At 60.3% G+C, this 20,378-nt stretch carries 15 protein-coding genes, 1 tRNA gene and 1 other RNA gene; 2 read left to right on the top strand and 15 right to left on the bottom strand.

The features are described 5' to 3' along the window. The 12 genes from dppC to ACSBQQ_RS17675 all read right to left on the bottom strand — a co-directional run bounded on the left by dppC (position 1) and on the right by ACSBQQ_RS17675 (position 13,449). Positions 1-903 carry a dipeptide ABC transporter permease DppC gene (gene dppC, locus ACSBQQ_RS17730; RefSeq protein WP_060429063.1) on the bottom strand — a complete coding sequence of 301 codons (903 nt, stop codon included), beginning with the start codon at positions 901-903 and terminating at the stop codon, positions 1-3. A gap of 11 nt (positions 904-914) precedes the next feature. After that, positions 915-1,934, bottom strand: a complete 1,020-nt coding sequence (gene dppB / locus ACSBQQ_RS17725) for a dipeptide ABC transporter permease DppB (RefSeq protein WP_033636611.1) — start codon at positions 1,932-1,934, stop codon at positions 915-917. 170 nt (positions 1,935-2,104) lie between these two features. Beyond that, the gene (gene dppA / locus ACSBQQ_RS17720) at positions 2,105-3,712 is read right to left on the bottom strand and encodes a dipeptide ABC transporter periplasmic-binding protein DppA (protein ID WP_019452584.1); all 1,608 of its coding nucleotides are present in this window, start codon (positions 3,710-3,712) and stop codon (positions 2,105-2,107) included. Between the two features lie 601 nt (positions 3,713-4,313). Then, on the bottom strand, positions 4,314-6,005 hold the full coding sequence (locus ACSBQQ_RS17715; protein WP_060429061.1) for a glycosyl hydrolase family 18 protein: 1,692 nt from the start codon (positions 6,003-6,005) through the stop codon (positions 4,314-4,316). A gap of 425 nt (positions 6,006-6,430) precedes the next feature. Next, positions 6,431-6,559, bottom strand: a non-coding RNA gene (locus ACSBQQ_RS17710) — RtT sRNA. Between the two features lie 35 nt (positions 6,560-6,594). Continuing rightward, positions 6,595-6,671 (bottom strand) — tRNA-Pro (locus tag ACSBQQ_RS17705). Positions 6,672-6,791: 120 nt separating this feature from the next. After that, on the bottom strand, positions 6,792-8,123 hold the full coding sequence (locus ACSBQQ_RS17700; RefSeq protein ID WP_039568188.1) for an MFS transporter: 1,332 nt from the start codon (positions 8,121-8,123) through the stop codon (positions 6,792-6,794). Positions 8,124-8,218: 95 nt separating this feature from the next. Then, positions 8,219-9,763, bottom strand: a complete 1,545-nt coding sequence (gene uhpB, locus ACSBQQ_RS17695; protein WP_039568191.1) for a signal transduction histidine-protein kinase/phosphatase UhpB — start codon at positions 9,761-9,763, stop codon at positions 8,219-8,221. After that, complete coding sequence (gene uhpA / locus ACSBQQ_RS17690) at positions 9,760-10,350, bottom strand: transcriptional regulator UhpA (RefSeq protein WP_033636607.1); 591 nt, start codon at positions 10,348-10,350, stop codon at positions 9,760-9,762. Before uhpA ends, uhpB begins: the two co-directional genes overlap by 4 nt. A 127-nt stretch (positions 10,351-10,477) precedes the next feature. Next, positions 10,478-12,172 carry a kdo(2)-lipid A phosphoethanolamine 7''-transferase gene (gene eptB, locus ACSBQQ_RS17685; protein WP_039568194.1) on the bottom strand — a complete coding sequence of 565 codons (1,695 nt, stop codon included), beginning with the start codon at positions 12,170-12,172 and terminating at the stop codon, positions 10,478-10,480. A gap of 226 nt (positions 12,173-12,398) precedes the next feature. Then, positions 12,399-12,824: an organic hydroperoxide resistance protein gene (locus tag ACSBQQ_RS17680; RefSeq protein WP_004934114.1), complete on the bottom strand. Its 426-nt coding sequence runs from the start codon at positions 12,822-12,824 to the stop codon at positions 12,399-12,401. Between the two features lie 160 nt (positions 12,825-12,984). Next, positions 12,985-13,449, bottom strand: coding sequence for a MarR family winged helix-turn-helix transcriptional regulator (locus ACSBQQ_RS17675; RefSeq protein ID WP_033650004.1), 465 nt, complete (start codon positions 13,447-13,449; stop codon positions 12,985-12,987). Positions 13,450-13,546: 97 nt separating this feature from the next. Between ACSBQQ_RS17675 and ACSBQQ_RS17670 the strand changes: the two genes are divergently transcribed. Next, positions 13,547-14,146, top strand: a complete 600-nt coding sequence (locus ACSBQQ_RS17670; protein ID WP_033636604.1) for an HD domain-containing protein — start codon at positions 13,547-13,549, stop codon at positions 14,144-14,146. Here ACSBQQ_RS17670 and ACSBQQ_RS17665 read toward each other — a convergent pair whose 3' ends face one another. From ACSBQQ_RS17665 to bglF, 3 genes are all read right to left on the bottom strand, one after another. After that, positions 14,147-15,541, bottom strand: coding sequence for a carbohydrate porin (locus ACSBQQ_RS17665; protein WP_039568339.1), 1,395 nt, complete (start codon positions 15,539-15,541; stop codon positions 14,147-14,149). Positions 15,542-15,668: 127 nt separating this feature from the next. Continuing rightward, entirely contained in the window at positions 15,669-17,072 is a 1,404-nt protein-coding gene (locus ACSBQQ_RS17660; protein ID WP_033650003.1) for a glycoside hydrolase family 1 protein, read from the bottom strand. 14 nt (positions 17,073-17,086) lie between these two features. Further along, positions 17,087-18,949 carry a PTS beta-glucoside transporter subunit IIABC gene (gene bglF / locus ACSBQQ_RS17655; RefSeq protein WP_060429059.1) on the bottom strand — a complete coding sequence of 621 codons (1,863 nt, stop codon included), beginning with the start codon at positions 18,947-18,949 and terminating at the stop codon, positions 17,087-17,089. Positions 18,950-19,612: 663 nt separating this feature from the next. Here bglF and ACSBQQ_RS17650 point away from each other — a divergent pair. Next, complete coding sequence (locus ACSBQQ_RS17650; RefSeq protein ID WP_033650001.1) at positions 19,613-20,362, top strand: NAD-dependent epimerase/dehydratase family protein; 750 nt, start codon at positions 19,613-19,615, stop codon at positions 20,360-20,362. Positions 20,363-20,378 lie beyond the last annotated feature (16 nt).

The following is a 20,378-nucleotide window of genomic DNA, read 5'->3' as shown; positions in this document are numbered from 1 at the left end:
TTACTGCTTGAGTTTGGGGTCGAGAGCGTCACGCAAACCGTCCCCCATCAGGTTGAATGCCAGCACCGTCAGCAGGATCGCCAGGCCGGGGAAGGTCACCACCCACCAGGCGCTTTGCGCGAACTGCAGCACGTCGGAGAGCATGGTGCCCCACTCCGGCGTCGGCGGCTGCGCGCCCATGCCCAGAAAGCCGAGAGCGGCCATGTCCAGAATGGCGTTCGAGAAACCGAGAGAAGCCTGCACGATCAAAGGCGCCAGGCAGTTAGGCAGAATATTGACGAACATCTGGCGCAGCGCGCCGGCGCCCGCCACCCGCGAAGCGGTGACGTAGTCGTGGTTCACCTCCACCAGCACCGCTGCGCGCGTCAGACGCACATAGTGCGGCAGGGCGACGAAGGTCAGCGCCAGCGAGGCGTTGACGATCGACGGCCCGAATACCGCCACCAGCACCAGCGCCAGCAGCAGGCTCGGCAGAGCCAGCATGATGTCGACGACGCGCATGATAATCGCGTCCACCACGCCGCCGAAGTAACCGGCCAGCAGGCCGAATATCACGCCCATGATCAGCGACAGCACCACCACCAGGCAGCCGACCAGCAGCGACAGGCGCGCACCGTACATCAGGCGCGACAGCACGTCGCGGCCCACGTCGTCGGTGCCGAGGATATATTGCCAGCTGCCGCCCTCTTGCCACACCGGCGGCTTGAGCAGCGCGTCGCGGAACTGGTCCGCCGGCGCATGCGGCGCCAGCACGCCGGCGCCGAGCGCGATCACCAGCATCAGAACGATATACACCAGGCCGACCACGGCCCCTTTATTGCGCTTGAAATAGTGCCAGAACTCCTGAAACGGGGTCATCGGCTTCGGCGCACCTTTAACTGCAGACTCAGTGATTTGAGACATGAAAGCGCCCCTTATTTCTTGTGGCGAATACGCGGGTTGACCACGCCGTAGAGCACGTCTACCAGCAGGTTAACCAGAATGATCATACAGGCGACCAGCAACACCCCGCCCTGCACCACCGGGTAGTCGCGGCGCTGCAGCGCGTCGATCAGCCAGCGGCCCAGCCCCGGCCAGGAGAAGATGGTTTCGGTCAGAATGGCGCCGGCCAGCATGGTGCCGACCTGCAGCCCGATCACCGTCACCACCGGCAGCAGCGCGTTGCGCAGCGCGTGAACAACGATCACCCGCATGCGGCTCACGCCCTTGGCGCGCGCGGTGCGGATGTAGTCTTCGCCCAACACCTCCAGCATCGAGGAACGGGTCATGCGCACGATCACCGCCAGCGGGATGGTGCCCAGCACGATGGCCGGCAGGATCATGTGCATCACCGCGTCGACGAAGTCGCCCGGCTCGCCCCAGATCAGGGTGTCTATCAGCATGAAGCCGGTCAGCGGCTGGCTGTCGTCGAGGAAGACCGTGTCGCTGATGCGCCCCGACACCGGCGTCAGGTTAAGCTGCACCGACACCAGCATGATCAGCATCATGCCCCACCAGAAAATCGGCATCGAATAGCCGGTCAGCGAGATGCCCACCGCGGTATGGTCGAAGACCGAGCCGCGTTTGACCGCCGCCAGCACCCCGACCGGGATGCCTACCAGCACCGCGAAGATCATCGCGCAAATGCCCAGTTCCAGCGTGGCCTGAAAGCGCGGAACGAACTCGCTCCAGACGGAGATGCGGCTTTTGAGGGAGGTGCCCAGATCGCCTTGCAGCACGTTGGACACGTAGGAGAAATATTGTTGATAGAGCGGCTTGTCCAGCCCCATTTCCGCCATCAGCTGCGCGTGGCGCTCGGCGGAGATACCGCGTTCCCCGGCCATGATGGTCACCGGGTCGCCGGGGATCATATGGACGAATGCAAAAGTCAGCAATGTAATGCCGATAAACGTTGGGATAACTAACCCCAAACGTCGGAGTATGAACTGCAACATATCCCGAACTCTCTGTATCAATGCCCGGCAGCTCATCGTCCGCCAGGCTTATTAACGCTCACATGCCTTTGAACGATTCGACGGCCATACGCCGGAGACTGGTCAGCAGGGGCGCAAACCTGTTGCGCCCCTGCAAGTCCATTCGTGCGTCTCCGGTAAAGCGGTCGAAATCAGTCTACAGAGACATTCTCGAAGTGATGCTTACCGAGCGGATCCACGACGTAGCCTTTCACTTCCTTACGCACAGGCTCGTACACGGTGGAGTGTGCGACAATCAGCGCCGGAGCCTGATCGTGCATCACCACCTGCGCCTGCTTGTACAGTTCGATGCGCTTGTCGTGGTTGGATTCGGCGCGCGCCGGTTGAATCAGATCTTCAAACGGCTTGTAGCACCAGCGGGAGTAGTTGGAGCCGTCTTTCGCCGCCGCGCAGCTGAACAGCGTGGCGAAGAAGTTGTCCGGATCCCCGTTGTCGCCGGTCCAACCCATCATCACCGTCTGGTGCTCGCCCGCTTTGGCGCGCTTGAGGTATTCACCCCACTCATAGGTCACGATTTTGGCTTTCACGCCGATCTTGGCCCAGTCGGCCTGGATCATTTCCGCCATGCGGCGCGCGTTCGGGTTGTAAGGACGCTGTACCGGCATCGCCCACAGGTCGATGCTGAAACCGTCGGCCATGCCCGCTTCTTTCAGCAGCTCTTTCGCCTTGGCCGGATCGTAAGCGTAATCCTGCACCGCGTCGTTATAGCCCCACATGGTCGGTGGGATCAGGTTCTTGGCCGCCTGGCCCGCGCCCTGATAAACCGCGTCGATGATCGCCTGCTTGTTGACCGCCATGGTCAACGCCTGACGCACCTTCAGGTTATCCAGCGGTTTTTTCTCGACGTTGAACGACAGGTAACCCACGTTCAGGCCCGGCTGTTCCATCAGGTTGATGGACTTGTCTTGCTTCATGCGGGCGATATCGGCCGGGTTCGGGTACGGCATCACCTGACATTCGTTTTTCTGCAGTTTGGCGTAGCGCACGGAGGCGTCAGGCGTGATGGAGAACACCAGGCGATCGATCTTCGGCTTGGTGCCCCAGAAACCGTCGAATGCCTTGTACAGGATCTTGGAGTCTTTCTGGTATTGCAGCAGCTGGAACGGGCCGGTGCCGATCGGGTTCAGGTCGACTTTCTCCGGCGTGCCGGCTTTCATCATCACGTCGGCGTATTCGGCGGACAGGATGGACGCGAAGTCCATACCCAGGTCAGCCAGGAACGGCGCTTCCGGGCGGTTCAGCACGAAGCGCACGGTGTTGTCGTCCACTTTTTCAATCTTGGCGATCAGCTTAGGCATGTCCATGCCTTCAAAGTATTCGTAGCTGCCGCCGGACACTTTGTGATAGGCGTTGTTCGCATCCAACTGGCGTTCAAAGGAGAACACCACGTCGTCGGCGTTGAAATCGCGCGTCGGTTTGAAGTCTTTGCTGCTCTGCCACTTCACGCCTTTGCGCAGGTGGAAGGTGTAGGTTTTGCCGTCTTCGCTGACGTCCCACTTCTCAGCCAGGCCCGGCTGCAGTTCGGTGGTGCCGATTTTGAATTCGACCAGGCGGTTGTAGATCGGTACCGAGCTGGCGTCGTAGGTGGTGCCGGAGGTAAACAGCTGCGGGTTGAACCCTTCCGGGGAACCTTCAGAACAGTAAACCAACGTCTTGGCCTGTACGCTGGCCGCCACGGTCAGCGCGATCAGCCCAATGCCGAATTTCAGAACCCCCGATTTACCCAAGGAACGTGTCATCGTTAGTGCTCCATTGTGTGATGTGATGTGTGTCATTGCCGCCAGACCTGTATTTTTTATTGCGTGGCCTGTGCGATCGGTGCCCGAAGGCAGAAGGTGTACGAGGAGAGAATGCCGGATGGAACGCATCGCGGCGGGGACGTCTGAGCGCGTGGAATTCACTCAAACAACTCTCGCTCTTACCCCTGAGGCTATCAAGTTGCCAACTGTTTGGGGTGTCGTCAATATAACCAGTGGGGATTTACGCAGACTGTGAGAAACAGCAAACAAACATAAAAAAAACCTTTTGTTAACACTTCCAGCATGAAAATTTATGCTAAGCGGACATTTTCAGCGCATTGGTCTGACCCTCACAAACTTACTGGTTTTTAACTCCGTTAAAAAACGCCAAAACTTTGTTGCTGAATGATGAATATCTGAACGGTTATTTTTGTGATCGCCGTTAAAGACAGGAGGAAATGCTGAAGAATTACCCAAAAGGGTGAGTCCGATGAGCGCTTTTTGCGCCGGGCAGGCCCACAATCTGTGCGGCGTAAAAAAACTTTCGGCGGCGAAAAAGCCGGGGGCGAAAGGATATCCCCCGGCAACGCACTGCAACCGATTATTGAACGCCGGCGCTGTTGCCCAGGCTGGCGTTCATGCTGTTGAGAATATCGCCGTTGTCCGCATCGATCTCCCAGGAGAACAGGCCGCCCAACTGCTTATCCAGCACGTACTTGCCTTTGGCCTGCACCGAGCGGGCATCGTCGAAGGTGATCAGATCGCCGGTGGAAGGTTTGAACACGTAAGGCGCTTCCGCCGTGGCGTCGTAGGTGTACTGCCACTCGCCGCTCATGAACTGGTTGGCGATTTGGCGGTAGTCCACGATGCCGTTCTCCCAGGTGCCTTTAACCGGCCCGGTGGCGGTGCCGGTGAACGGAATGTTGTTCTGGTAGCCGTTCACCCCGGTCCAGCCGCGGCCATACATGGCGGTGCCGACCACGATCTTGCCCGGCTTGACGCCCTGCGCCAGCAGCGCATTGACGCCGTTTACCGTGGTGTAGGCGGTGTCCGGTTTCCAGGCCGGCGCATTCAGCGCGGTCTGATGCCCCAGGTTTTTCAGATCGAAGGCGCCGTAGAAGTCGTAGCTCATCAGGAAGATGTGATCCATCGAGTTCTGCGCGACGTTGTAAGCCACCTTGTCGATCTTGTCCTTGCCGGCGCTGATGGCGGAGGTCAGCTCATACTTGCGGCCGGTTTCCGCCGACAGCTGATCCAGCATCGCCCGCAACTCCTTCATCAACAGCACATAGGTCTCCCCGTCTTGCGGGCTGCCCAGGTTCGGGTTGGCGCCATTGCCGCCCGGGAACTCCCAGTCGATATCCACGCCATCGAAGAACTTCCAGGTCTGCAGAAACTCTTTCACCGAGCCGACGAAGCGATCGCGCTTCACCTTGTCGCCCATAAAGAAGAACGGGTCGGACAGCGTCCAGCCGCCGATCGACGGCAGGATTTTCAGGTCAGGATGCGCCTGCTTCAGCGCCATCAGTTGGCCGAAGTTGCCCTTGTAGGGGTCATCCCAGGCGGTCACGCCCTTCTGCGCTTTTTGCAGCGCGGCGAACGGATCGTGGATCGAGACTTTGAAGTCCTCGCGGCCCTGGCAGGAGCGCTGCAACGCCTGGAAGCTGCCTTCGATCTCTTTCAAGCTGTCGTTGATGCCGTTGCCGCCGCAGATCGGGATAAAGCCGTACAGCAGATGGGTCAGGTTCTGCGCCGGGATCTTGTCGACGGTGAAATTGCGCCCGTAAACGCCCCACTCGACGAAATAAGAGCCGACCACTTTGCCGGAATTCTGTTTATAGGGTTTATTCTTTTCCAGCAGCGGCTCTTTCAACGGCGCCAAATGGCTGCCGTCGGTGTCGGCCACCACAATTTCGGTGGCGTCGCTGGCGGTGCAGCCGTCGGCATTGCACAATGCCACCTGCATTTGATAACGGCCGCCTTTATTCACTTTAAAATTCGCCGTGCCGGAAGCGCCGGTTGAAGGGCCGCTCCACGCCTCTTTGCCATTTAATAAAATTTTTGCCGTCGTACCGGTGTCGCCATTCCATAAATTCCAGGAGACCGAAACGTCGGCAGCATTTTTTACCTTCACCAGATTATTATAAGCGGTGGCTGCCTGATCGACTTCGACGATGGCGAACTTGGTGTTGCCCCAGGCGATGGTCGGCTTGCCCGGCGCGGCGGCCTGCGCCGCGGAACACAGCGTGCTGCCGATCACCAGCGCCAACAGCGGTTTATTAAATTTGCGCATAACTGATTCCTTTATTCCGAGAGGATAAACATAAAAGAGTTAATCGACGCCACGCATTGCCGGAGCGAAATGATTCCGCAATAATCCACGAAGATTAACGTTAATAAATAGTCACGATATTTCCCACTCGGCGGGAATAACATATCCCGCGTTGTCCATTCAGACTATAGGTAAAAAAAACGTGAAAACAAGAGCGCTATCAACCGGGTTTTATTCGGCAAGCATGAATTTATTTAAATATGGAAATAAAAACCTAAAGGGAATAAGGAGTGTGAATTAATTAAGCGTAAAGAATAAATATATTTCACGAGGACGGCAGATTGAGGCACGCCATAAAGCGAAGCCGGCCATATCGGCGGAGGTACTCATCCTCATAAACCGCAGGCGAAAAAAAACCTGCTTTAAAAAGCAGGTTTTTCGAATGGTGGTCGGCGAGAGAGGATTACGCGCATCGTTGATGCGCGCCCTGCGGGCCGTTGCCAAAGCAACGTTGTCTCGCTTCGCGAGGCTCGAACCTCCTGCGGAGGTACTCATCCTCATAAACGACAGGCGAAAAAAAACCTGCTTTAAAAGCAGGTTTTTCGAATGGTGGTCGGCGAGAGAGGATTCGAACCTCCGACCCACTGGTCCCAAACCAGTTGCGCTACCAAGCTGCGCTACTCGCCGATGCGGGGCGCATCTTACTGCTGGCAGTTATAGGCGTCAATCACTTTTTTGCCCCTGCATTTCAAGTGGTGATAAAAGCGCCATAATGCGCTGCGCCGGGGGCTGCGCAGCGTATTTTGCTCAGGCTTTGGCCGGTTTCAGCGCCGGCGTCTGCGCGCGCAGGAACGGTAGCAGGAACAGCGCCGACAGGCAGGCGGCGATGGAAATCACCACGAAGAAGCCGTTCCACTGCCAGATCTCCATCACCCGCGCGATCGGGTAGCCGGACAGCGCCGCGCCCAGGTAGGCGAACAGGCCGACAAAACCGGTCGCCGCGCCCGCCGCATCCTTATGCGAGCACTCCGCCGCCGCCATGCCGATCAGCATCTGCGGGCCGAAGATGAAGAAACCGATGGCGAAGAAGCAGCAGGCCTGCAGCAGGTAGGTCACGCCCGGCATCAACCACAGCGCCGCCACCGACAGGAAGATACCGATGGCGAAGATCAGGTTCATCGGGCCGCGGTTGCCGCGGAACAGTTTGTCGGACCCCCAACCGGCCACCAGCGAACCGATAAAGCCGCCCACTTCAAACAGCGAGATGGCCGAGTTGGCGGTCATCAGCGAATAGCCCTTTTCCTGCGTCAGGTAGAGGTTGCCCCAATCGTTGATCGCGGTGCGCACGATGTACACCAGCACGTAAGAGACCGCCAGCAGCCAGATGTACTTGTTGGTCAGCACGTAGCGTTTGATGATCTCGCGGTTGCTCAGCCCCTGGCCTTCCGATTCCTGCACCAGCTCCATGGCGTCGTTGCGCCATTTGCCGACGCTCGGCAGCCCCAGGGTGGATGGCTTGTCGCGCAGGCGCCAGCACATCAGCAGGCCAAGCACCACGCCGATAATGCCGGGGATGATCATGCCGTAACGCCAGCTGAAGTGCAGCGAGATAAAGCCCACCAGCAGCGGGATCAGCGCGCCGCCGACGTTGTGCGAGGTGTTCCAGATCGCCCACCAGCTGCCGCGCTCGGAGCGCGAATACCAGCTGGTGAGGATTTTTGAACACGGCGGCCAGCCCCAGCCCTGGAAGAAGGCGTTGAGGATCCACAGCGTGCCCAGCATCAGCAGCGACGAACTGAGGCCGAAGAAGATATTCAGCACCCCGGTCATGATCAGGCCCAGCCCCATAAAGTAACGCGGGTTGGAGCGATCGCTGATCATGCCGGAAATGAATTTCGAGCAGCCGTAGGTGATGTAGAACAGCGTGCCGAGGATGCCGACGTCGGACATCGTCAGGCCCAGATCGCTCAGCATCGCCGGCATGATGAAGTTGAAACTTTTGCGCGTGAAGTAAAACGCGGCGTAGCCGATGTACATGGTGCACATCAGCTGGATGCGCCAGTATTTGTAGCTGGCGTCGATCTGCCGTTGATCGGTGACCTGCGGCGCGTCCGGGCGGCTTTTAAGGAAAGACCACATGTGGAACCTCAGAGGATTGAATAAAGTGCCGCTATGATGCTCCTCGCGCGCGCGGGAGGCTTACGCCGGATTCCCGACGCGGTTAGGAGTTTTTCCTAGTTTTGCGTTTGCGCCGGCGAAACTGTGGGCAAGATCACACTCAAACAGGCGCCCCCCTCAGCGGTGAACCGCAGGCTGCCGCCGAGGGCGCTGATGCGCTCCTGCATGCCGCGCAGGCCATAGCCCGGCTGATGGTTTTCCTCATCGAAGCCCACCCCGTTGTCGCGGATGGTCAGGGCGATCTGCGGCGCGGCGCCTTTGCGCGGCTGCAGGCGCGCATCCAGCTCCAGGCGGCTGGCGCCGGCGTGGCGGCACACATTGGTCACCCCTTCCTGGCACACCCGGTACAGCGTGATTTTCAGCGTTTCATCCAGCAGCTCGTCCGGCACCTGCCACTGCAGGCTGCTCACCAGTGACGCGTCCTGCGGCAGCGACTCCCGCAGCATCGCCGCCACCGCCGCCGACAGCGGCAGGTTGTTCAGCGCCGCCGGCCACAGCTGGGTCAGCACATCATGCACCCCGTCGTAGACCCGCAGCGCCAACGCATCGATGGCGTCGGCGCAGCCGACCACCGCCGGCTCCGGTGCCAGGCGTTTGACGATGCTGGCCTGGGTGCGAATCACGGTGATGGTCTGCCCCACCTCATCGTGCAGCTCGCGCGCCACCTCGCGCCGGGTTTGCTCCTCCGCCGTCACCAGCGCCCGCGCCAGCTGGCGGTTCTCCGCCAGCCGCAGCCTCAGCTGCTGATTCAGCTCGCGCTGGCGCTGAATACCGGCGCCCAGCAGCAGCCCGGTCAGGCTTTGGGCCAGCAGCGACAGCAGCAGATCGCGGTGCGACTCCGGCTGCGGCGGCTCGTTGACCATCAGCGCCACGCCGTTGAGCAGCGTCGCCAACAGCGCGCCCTGCCAGCCGTAGCGGTAAGACATGAACACGATAGGAATGGCCAGGCAGAACGGCGCGAAACGCCGCAGCTCGGCGGCGTTCACCTGCTGCTGCAGCCAGATGCTGAACGCAAACAGCAGCAGGTAGCTGGCCAGATGGCCCAGACGCAGCTCCACCGGCTTGTGGATCAGCCCCGGCTCCAGCGGCACCCAGATTTGGCGCGCCAGATAGTGCCACAACAGCAGGCAGGTCGGTGCGATGGTGAAACCGCCGGTCAGGCCGAGCAGCAGCGCGCGGGCGCCTTCACCGCTCACCAGCTGCCACACCAGCGCCTGCAGCAAGGCGGCGGCGCCCACCACCGCGCCCTGCAACAGTGGCCAGCGCCATTCGCTGTCGCTCTGCTGATGGCGCAACAGCCACGGCGAGGCCAGCAGGCTGAGCAGCACCGTCAACACCAGCACCGCCACCGACGCCCACAGCGCCGGGCCGTAACCGAACTGGTCCGCCAGCAGCGCCATCAGCAGCAGGTCGGCCAGCAGGATCCCCGGCCAGAAACGGTACGGGCTCTGCAGCAAAATACCCATGCGCAGGCCGAACGGGAACAGCAGCAGCGCCTGCCAGGGCGGGTCGATCAGCGCGGTGCCGATGCCCCACAGGCAAAACGCGCTGGCGGCGTAGATGAAAAACAGCGCCAGCTGGGTGATCAGGCGCTGCGTCACAGGTTCAGCATCCGTCTGGCCAGCTCGACGTTATTGTTGATACCCAGCTTGGCGAACAGGTTGGCGCGATGCACATGCACCGTCTTCGGCGACAACCCCAAGGCGGCGGCGATCTCGCGCACCTCCTGGCCCTGCGCCAGCAACAGCGCGATCTCGCGCTCGCGGCGGGTCAACGGATCGACCCTCACCCGCGCCAGCTGCTGCGCGATTTCCGGCATCAGGTAAACGCCGCCGCCGGCGACTGTGCGCACCGCGGTGATCAAATCTTCCGGCTTGCAGCGCTTGGAGAGAAAGCCGCCGGCGCCGCGATCCAGCGCCATTTCCACCAGCGCCGGGTTATCGTGCATCGACAGCATCACCACGCGGATGCCGGAGGGAATGTCCGCCAACAGATCCAGCCCGCTGCCGTCCGGCATCGAAATGTCGCAGATGCAAACGTCCACCTCCAGCCCCGGCAGGCCGGCGCGCGCCTGCGCCGCACCGCTGAATTCGCCCACCACCTGAATATCGGCTTCCAGCGACAGCAGCTGCACGAAGCCCGAACGCACAATGTCATGATCGTCGATAAACGCCACGCGCAGGGTCATGGAAATCTCCGGTTAACAGGGGGAAGTGCGCAAGTATACCGTATGCACACACCGGAATAATTGATGAAGAGAATGTATTGGGTGAAATTGCCGGGTGCGCAAGGCAGGCACCCGGCGGGAGGGGTTACTACAGGCTAGCGGGCGCCGTTTTATCCTGCGGCAGATGGCACCAGTTGTTTTTATCCACGATGCCGCCATCGGGAGACGTGTAGCCGAGGCAGCCGAGGATGGTGTCAAACAGCTCGACGTGGCGATGCGTTTTGCCGATGCGCTGCTGCGCCTGCAGCTGCTCAAAGGCGCTGAGGTGCTGCGGGTTCTCAAGGAATTTGTCCGACGCCCATACGATCATCGGCACGCGGAACTGCTCCGGCGGCGCCATCTCGCGCGGCGTACCGTGCAGGTGCGTGTTTTCACCGATCGATTCGCCGTGATCGGCGGCATAGAACACGATGGCCTTCTTGTCGCGCACCTGGTCTATCACATTGGCGATAAAGCTGTCGGTATACAGCACCGTATTGTCGAAGGCGTTGATCAGCTGCGCCTTGGTGCAGGAATCGTCCACCCCCATGCACTCCGGCTGATAGCGCGCATAGCTGCGCGGATAACGCTGCGAGTACAGGTAGTGCGAGCCTTTGGTATGCAGGATCACCAGGTGTTTGCCCTTCGGATAGCGCGCCAGCGACTCCTTCATTTCGTCCACCAACAGCATATCGTCGACCGCCTTGCCGTCGTTGCGCTTCTCGGACGCGATCATCTCGCGGAACGAATAGTTGTTCACCTCGGTGTTGTTGTAGAACCACACCTCGCTCTGCATGGCGAACAGCTCGGAAGAGAAGCCCAGATCCTTCAGTACCGCGAACACGTTCTGCTCTTTCAGCGTGCGCTGCGGGTTGTCTTCGGTGCCGCCTTCGCGCACGAACATACAGCGCAGCGACAGCTTGGTGGAGGTGTCGCACGACTCGCCGCGAAACGCCACCAGATTCTTCTCTTTAGACAGCCGCGGCGTGGTATCACGCTCATAGCCCAGCATGCCCATGTGGTCCCAGCGCGTGGTCTCGCCGATGATGAACACCACGTAGGTGTCGTCGATATCCGCCGGCGGTACGTAGGTGAAGTGTTTGCCCGGATCGAACATCGTGCTCTGATCCTGGCTTTCGTCATAGCGGGTATAGGCAAACAACCCCAGCGCCGACAGCCAGTTGGACGGCAGATACGAGTGCGCCACCACGCCGCCGTAGCTCGGCAGATCGACGTTGGAGAGCTTCTCTTGCACGCTCTGCTCGTCGTCCAGCATGCGCAGCGGCAGCCAGACCAGCGCCACCACCGCCAGCAAGACCAGCAGCGGCTTGATGCGATGACCGGGGGTTTTCAGCTGTTCTATCAGGGTGTAACGCAGGCTGTTTTTCCAGATCAGCAGCAGCGGCAAGGCGCTGAGCGCCACCATCCACAGCACGAAGTGCAGGCCGACCACCTCTTTCGACAGATCGATGTCGGTGGTCATCACCGACACCACGATGCCGTAGCCGATCACCACGTTGAAAAACGTCATGTAGTAGCTGGCGGCGACAGAAATCAACACCAGCAGCGAAGCGACGATGCGATAAAACAGCCGGCCGCCGAGCGATACCAGCCGCATGATGAAGAACGTGAACAGGACGATAGCGATGACTTCCGTCACCGCCGAAATCAACTTAATCCCCTGAATGCCGTGCGCCAGCGAATCAAAACGACGATAAAAAACGGACAGGTTGAGAAATATGCCGATATAGATCGCTAACAATAACGATAAATTCTGCTGTGATAGCGATTTAACTTTGTTCATGTAACGCGGTGGCTCCGGGGACGGTGTAGCGGTTCTGGATCAGTCAGACACTTATTAGGGCTTCTGGTTCAGCCAACCGGCAATAAGCGTTATTTTGCGGGTAATAATCAAGAGAATTCTCACAAAACGGGCAATTTTTACGCTTTTTGCAAACGGCTTTCAAGCGGGGCAGATAAGAAAATGGAGGGTCAAACCCTCCATTTTTTTCGCGATAAGGATAAAAATCTTACTTAACGTTCAGAGTCACATCGATATTTCCGCGGGTGGCGTTGGAGTATGGGCACACCACGTGCGCCTTTTTCACCAAATCCTCCGCCACGCTGCGCTCGATGCCCGGCAGCGAGATATCCAGCTGCACTTCGATGCCGAAGCCGTTCGGGATTTCACCGATGCCGACGGTGCCGTCGATCTTCGCTTCGGCCGGGATTTTGACCTTTTCTTTCGCCGCGACAAACTTCAACGCGCCGAGGAAGCAGGCCGAGTAACCGGCGGCAAACAGCTGCTCGGGGTTGGTGACTTCGCCGCCGGCGCCGCCCATCTCTTTCGGCACGCCCAGTTTCACGTCCAACACGCCGTCGGAGGAGGTCGCACGGCCGTCGCGGCCGCCGGTTGCGGTGGCGTGAGCGCGGTAAACCACTTTCTCAATAGACATCGTTCATTCCTTCTTGCTGGTTGGCGAGATGACTACGGCTTCCACGAGGTAAAGCCGGTCACATATTTATCTTTTGCGATTAAATCGCGCACTACTTATTTTTGACGCTTATTAACCAGTGTAGACCACCCCTGCCGTTCTTGCGTCCGGCGGCGGCGGGTCAAATCTGATCGATCAGGCTGCCGCGCAGCTTTTCCAGCTGCTGTTTGAGCGAGACGATCTCGTCCAGGCTGCAGTCGGTGGCGCACATCACCGCCTCGGGCACCGATTGCGCCCGCTCGCGCAGCGCGCGGCCGGCTTCGGTGAGTGCAATGATCACCTGCCGCTCGTCGGCGGTGGCGCGATAACGCACCAGCAAACCGGCGGTTTCCAACCGCTTCAGCAGCGGCGTCAGCGTGGCGGAATCGAGGAACAGCCGCTCGCCGATATCCGATACCGTCACCCGATCGCGCTCCCACAGCACCATCATCACCAGGTATTGCGGGTAGGTGAGTTCGAGCTGATTCAACAGCTTGCGGTAGACTTTGTGCAGCGCCAGGTTGGCGGAGTACAGCGCGAAACAGAGCTGCTGATCGAGCTGCAGCAGATTCTTCGCGTGGGGTTGTTCGGTATCGGTGCTTTTCATGTGTCTGAATATAGATAGCGCACGATGTAATCGCAAGCTATTTCTTGTGAGGTATGCTACCTTTTTTTTATGCAGAGGATGCTCGGAGGGAAAGGAAATGACGAACACGCTTGTAGAACGCGCGCGCCGCTACGCCACCAAGGCGCATGCGGCCATCGATCAGCGCCGCAAATACACCGACGATCCGTACATCGTCCACCCACAGGCGGTGATGGAACTGGTGCGCAGCGTGCCGCACACCGAAGAGATGCTGGCGGCCGCCTGGCTGCATGACACGGTGGAAGACACGCCCACCACCCTCGGCGATATCGAAAGCCACTTCGGGCCGAAGGTGGCGGAGTTGGTGCGGATGCTAACCAACGTCAGCCGCGCCGAGGACGGCAACCGCTTCGAGCGCAAAAACCGCGATCGGCGCCACAGCGCCGGCGCATCGCCGCAGGCCAAAACTATCAAGCTGGCGGATCTGATCGACAACACCCGCTCGCTGCTGGACTATGACAGCCACTTCGCTCAGACCTACCTGATCGAGAAACAGCGTCTGCTGGAGGTGCTGACCGAAGGCGACCCGACGCTGTGGCGCCAGGCCAGCCATATCGTTGAGCAAGGGCTGCTCCGCTTGCAGCAGCCGCCGCACAACGTGCCCGCCAGCTGGTTCGAACACGCCCGCCGGCGCTACCGCGAGAGCGATGCGGCCTGATCAGAAGGTCACCACCGTTTTCAACGCCGTCACCCAGGCGTCCTGCGTCTCGCTGACGCCCGCCGGGTGATGCCAGTACTGCAGGCCCGGCTGCAGCTGCAACCACGGCGTGACGTTCACGCGATAATAGAGCTCCGCCGTCACCGAGTGCCCCGGCACCGGCCGGTAGCTCGGATCGTGATAATCGCTGACGCCGTTGATTTGGTTGAGATAACGCTGATTATCTTTATAGCGGTCGCTCAGCTTCACCACCGAGACGCCCAGCCCCAGCCAGTCGTCCGGCCGCGCATCGAACAGCCCGCGATAGCGAATGCCGGTCGAGGTAGACCAGTGCAGGTAGTTGCTGCGCTGATCCCCCAGCCCCAGGCTGTAAAACACGCTCAGACCGCGGTTTATGTCGTCCGCATGGCGCGTCACCTGCTGATTGAAACCGGTATACAGGAACCAGGTGCGATCGTGGCTGCGATAGCCCTGCGGATCGCTGGCGCCCGGCCCGCCGGACACCCCTTCATAAAGATCGCTCTGGCGCGCGTTGGTGAACAGCACGCCCAGGTTATACACCCCCGGCAGCTGGTTGACGGCGTGGGTTTTCAGCTCCAGCTCCATCGGCAACAGGAAGCCTTTGCTGCCCTTGGTGGACCAACTCCAGGCGTGGCTGCGGCTGGGGGCGCTCGGGTTCTGCTCCATCACGCCGCCCTTGAGCGTCAGGCCGTCGGTCAGCTTGTATTGCAGCGTGGTGCCCCAGTAATGCACGTTCCAGTTGTACCAGGTCAACGAGTTGGCAGACTTGCCGCCGCACAGCGTCAGCGTCTGAAAATCGCAGGGGATGATCTGATCGAAATCCTGCACCTTGTTCATCATGCCGATGCGCCACTGCAGCCGGCGATCGAGGAAGGACCGGCTGAAGGTCAGCCAGCCCAGGCGGGTAATCGACTGCCCGCCAAAGCTCTCCTGCGACAGATCGGTCAGGCCGACGCGCGGATCCTGCAAGCGATCGCGGGTCAGGTTGTTGTCATGGTTGCGGTTGACGATATTGCCTTCGATCGCCGCGTCCGGAATGCCGGTCAGCACCTGCAAATCCTGGCTGAAGGTCAGCGAGAATTGGTCGATGTACGACGCCTGTTTATCGTGGTTGTAACCGCCGCCAGCGTTATACGACAGCTGGCTGAGGTAGCCGAGGTTATAGTGGAAACCGTGATCCTCCAGGATCGGCCTGATCCCCAGCATATCCCCCAACAGCCCGGGCTGCGGCGGTTCAAAGCCGAGCGCCACCCCTTCCCACTTGGCGGTGGGGGCTTCGACGTCCTTGCCGGTTTGCAGCGTTTCCGCCTGCGCCTGGCTACAGAGCAGCGCCAGCGCCGCCAGGGTTATGGAACGAGGTAATAAGCTTTTCATCATTATTATATTTCTCCGCATAACGGCTGACTGCGGGCAACAGCATTCCCTGGGAGAGAATTTCCCATCATGAACAGCAGCGAATAACGTTAGGTTAATGCCCGGCGCTTGCCGCCGGGCTTAGAGGTTAGCGTCGGTCTTTCAGGCTGGCGCCGTTGCTGTGGATCACATCGCGATACCAGAAGAAACTCTTCTTGCGGCTGCGCGCGAGGCTGCCGTTGCCGGCATCGTCCCTGTCGACGTGAATGAAGCCGTAGCGCTTCGACATTTCGGCCTTCGAGGCGCTGACCAGATCGATCGGCCCCCAGCTGGTGTAGCCCATCACCTCGACGCCGTCGTCGATCGCTTCCGCCACCTGCACCAGATGGTCATTGAGGTAGTTGATGCGGTAGTCGTCGTGGATGCTGCCGTCGGCTTCGACGCGGTCTTTGGCGCCCAGCCCGTTCTCGACGATGAACAGCGGCTTCTGATAGCGGTCGTACAGCACGTTGAGCAGGTAGCGCAGCCCGATCGGGTCGATTTGCCACCCCCACTCCGAGCTGGCCAGATGCGGGTTCGGCACCATATCGAGAATGTTGCCGCGCGCCGTCTCGTACTGCTCCGGATCGGCGGTGACGCAGCCGCTCATGTAGTAGCTGAACGAGATGAAGTCGATGGTTTCGCGCAGCGTTTGCCGATCTTCCTCGGTGATCGCCACCTGAATGCCGTTTTCACGGAAGAAGCGCTGCATATAGGCCGGGTAATAGCCGCGCGCCTGCACGTCGCCGAAGAACAGCCAGTCGCGGTTTTGCCGCTGGGTTTCCAGCAGATCTTCCGGCTTGCAGCTCAGCGGATACAGAATGCCGCCCAGCAGCATGTTGCCGATTTTGCCCTCCGGCACGATCTCGTGGCAGGCCTTCACCGCTTTGGCGCTGGCCACCAGCTGATGATGGATCGCCTGATAGATGGCGCTCTTGTCGCTCTCCTGCGGCAGGCCGACGCCGGTGAAAGGCGCGTGCAGCGACATGTTGATCTCGTTAAAGGTCAGCCAGTGTTTGACCTTGTGCTTGTAGCGTTCGAACACGGTGCGCGCATAGCGTTCGAAGAAATCGATGGTGCGCCGATCGCCCCAGCCGCCGTAGTGCTTCACCAGGCCGTAAGGCATCTCATAGTGCGACAGCGTGATCAGCGGCTGAATGCCGTACTTCGCCATCTCGTCGAACAGCCGATCGTAGAACGCCAGCCCGGCTTCGTTCGGCGTCTCTTCGTCGCCCTGCGGGAAAATGCGCGTCCAGGCGATCGAGGTGCGCAGGCACTTGAAACCCATTTCGGCGAACAGCGCGATATCCTCCGGATAACGATGATAGAAATCGATCGCCACGTCCTTGATGCCGCTGTCGCCCGCCGTGCGCGGCGTGATGGCGCCGAAGATGCCCTGCGGCTGCAGATCGGAGGTCGACAGCCCCTTGCCGTCGGCCTGATACGCGCCTTCTACCTGGTTCGCCGCTACCGCGCCGCCCCACAGAAAATGTTGCGGAAACTTGCCGTTCATCGCTTGCTCCTCAATTAACGTAATAAAGTCAGCAGCGGCGCCTGTTCCTGCACCGGAGACAGGCCGCTGGTCAACACGTCCACGTAGTCATCGCTGTTGCTGATGATGATCGGCGTGGTGGTGTCATAGCCGGCGGCATGGATCGCCGCCTGGTCGAACTCGATCAGCAGATCGCCCGGGGCGACCCGCTCGCCTTCCCGCACGTGGGCGGTGAAATGCGCCCCGTCCAGCTTCACGGTATCAATGCCGACGTGGATAAGGATCTCCGCGCCGTCGTCCGATTCGATGCCGATGGCGTGTTTGGTTTTGAACAGCGACGCCACGCTGCCGCTCACCGGCGCCACCACGCGCCCCTGCTGCGGCGCGATCGCCACCCCTTTCCCCAGCAGGCCGCTGGCGAAGGTCGCGTCGTTCACCTGATCCAGCGGCACGATGTCGCCGGCGATCGGGCTGAGGATGGCCTGTTTGCGGTTAAGCGGCGCGGCAGCTTCAGGCTGCGCCGCGTCTTCCGCCGGCGCAACGCCGAACAGATAGCTGGCCAGCGCAGCGAACACGAACGACAGCAGGGTGCCGCCGATCGCGCCCCATACCGTGGCGTCGATGCCGCCGCCGGGGATGATCTGCGCGAAGGTGAAGACGCTCACCAGGCCGAACGAGTAGACCGAGGTCTGGAAGTAGCCGATCACCGCACCGCCCAGCGCGCCGCCGATGCAGCCGAAGATGAACGGGCGTTTGTTCGGCAGCGTGACGCCGTACACCGCCGGTTCGGTGATGCCGAAAATCCCGGCGCCGATGGCCGAAGCGGACAGCGCCCGCAGTTTGGCATCGCGGGTGCGCAGCATCACGCCCAGCGTGGCGCCGACCTGCCCCATCACCGCCGGCAACAGCAGCGGCACCATGGTGTCGCGCCCCAGCACGCTCAGGTTATTGATCATCAACGGCACCAGTCCCCAATGCAGGCCGAAGATCACGCACACCTGCCACATCGCCCCCATAAAGGCGCCGGCAACGATCGGGTTAAAGGCGTAAATGCTCTGATAGCCGTTGGCCAGCAGGTGGCTGAGCCAGGTCGCCGCCGGGCCGATCAGCAGGAAGGTCAACGGCACGGTGATCGCCAGGCACAGCAGCGGCGTGATGAAATTGCGCAGCGCGCTGTGGATCACCCGGTTAAACAGCGGCTCCAGGCGGCAGGACACCCAGGCCGCGAAGATGATCGGGATCACCGACGAGCTGTAGTTGATGAAGGTCAGCGGAATGCCGAAGAAATACTCGCGCACCGCCCCCGGCTGCTGCGCCGCTTCGAACGCCGCCATCATCAGCGGATGCGTCAACGCGCCGCCGATAGCCATGGTGACGAAGGGGTTGCCGCCAAATTTTTTCCCGGCGGTGTAGCCGAGCATGATCGGGAAGAAGTAGAACAGCGAGTCGCTGGCGGCGAACAGCATTTTGAAGGTGCCGCCGCTCTCCAGCAGCCAGCCGCAGGCCAGGCTCAGCGCCAGGAAGCCTTTCAGAACCCCCGAAGCGGCCATCACCCCGAGCAGCGGGGTGAAAATGCCGGACACCAGATCGATAAAGCGGCTGAGCAGGTTGTCTTTTTTGCCGCCCACGTCGTCGCTCGGCGCGCCGTCGGCCAATCCGCCAACCCGGTTGACCGCGTCGAACACCTCCGCCACGTGGTTGCCCACCACCACCTGGAACTGGCCGCCGCTCTCTACCACCATGATGACGCCAGGATTTTTCTTCAGCGCTGCCGCGTTGGCGCGAGTGTCGTCACGCAGCTTGAAACGCAGGCGGGTGGCGCAGTGCACCAGGCTTTTCACATTGTCGCGGCCACCGACGCCGGCCAAAATCTCACTGGCTAATGTGTCATATTTCATACGGTTATCCTTAGACTTCGCGTTCTGCCGCTCCCCCCCGCACTGGCCTGGCGCTGAGGCGGAATTCGGCGCAAAAAAAAACCTAAACCTCGCGGCCTCTGCCCCATCGGGGAACAGAAACGCGAGGTTTAGGTTTTGCCTGCCGTAGCAGTAACAACCCTAAATCGGTTGAGTTATGACGTTAACACCGCGGATTTTGCCGGCGCAAGGCTTTGCGCCGGCAAATTGCCGAACTGTGATCGGGTGGGCAAAACCGTCCCGGGGTGGCAAATAAGGCCTGCCGCCCTCTATCGGCTTCAGCGCCACGGTGATATATCGCGCAGGCGATAGAATGGAAAGGGGTGGCGGAGTACCGCTCCGCTTCGCCCAAAAACATAAGATTAACTAACCTAATAATTCACTATCAAGCGAAAGCAAAGCGCTCACTCATCCACTGCCAGTCCTCGTTTTTTCGTCACAACCCGCAATCCATAAGGTAAATAGATCGCCAAACCTGATTGCGCATCGTTAACATCCCACGATATTCACCCGCGCAAAAATCACCGTGCGCAATTGACGATGGCGACAGAAACATCAGAGAGACTAATTAAAACGACTGGACAAAAGTCACGCGGGCGATTATTACTGGTCAACGCGTAATCGATTGTAGGGATGACAGCGACCATGACGTTGCGGACTGAGTTGGGACGGATTCTGATCACCGGCGCCGGCGGCCGGGTAGCCACGGCGTTTCGTCTGGCGATGGGCGATCGCTACGCGCTGCGCCTGGCGGAACGAGACATCAGCCTGCTGAGCGATCGGCAGCCGGGCGACGAAGTCATCAGCTTCGACATCGCCGATCTCGATGCCTGCCGCGCGGCCTGCGCCAATATCGACACCGTGTTGCATTTGGCGGCCGATCCCTCCCCCGATGCCGACTTCTGCGGTTCGTTGATGGACAACAACATTCTCGGCACCTTCAATATCTTCCGCGCGGCGAAAGACGCCGGCTGCCGCCGGGTGGTGTTCGCCAGCAGCGCGCAGGCGGTGGAAGGCTATCCGCTCGATTACCAAATCCGCCCGGACGACGCGCCGAAGCCGAAGAACCTGTACGGCGCCAGCAAAGCCTTCGGCGAAGGCATCGCCGCCTACTTCGCCCATCAGGAAGGGCTTTCCGCCCTGTCGGTGCGCATCGCCAACTTCACCACCCTCAGCCCGGGCGATCGGCTCAGCGCTCGCGACATGAGCGCGTTCCTCAGCCATCGCGACGCCGCCGATCTGCTGGAGCGCTGCATTCGCGTCGAAGGGGTGCAATATGCGGTGGTGCACGGGGTTTCCAATAACCGCTACACGCGTTTATCGCTGGAAGAGACCCGTCGCCTGCTGGGTTACGCCCCGCAGGACGATGCGTTCAGCCTGCTCGGCTTTGAGTAGGTGCGGCGAGCAGGCC

The sequence above is a fragment of the Serratia sp. G204Y genome (assembly GCF_051172435.1).
Taxonomy (GTDB): Bacteria; Pseudomonadota; Gammaproteobacteria; order Enterobacterales; family Enterobacteriaceae; genus Serratia; species Serratia sarumanii.
The sequence above is the reverse complement of the archived record's forward strand: the minus strand, read 5'-3'. Positions and strand labels throughout refer to the sequence as shown.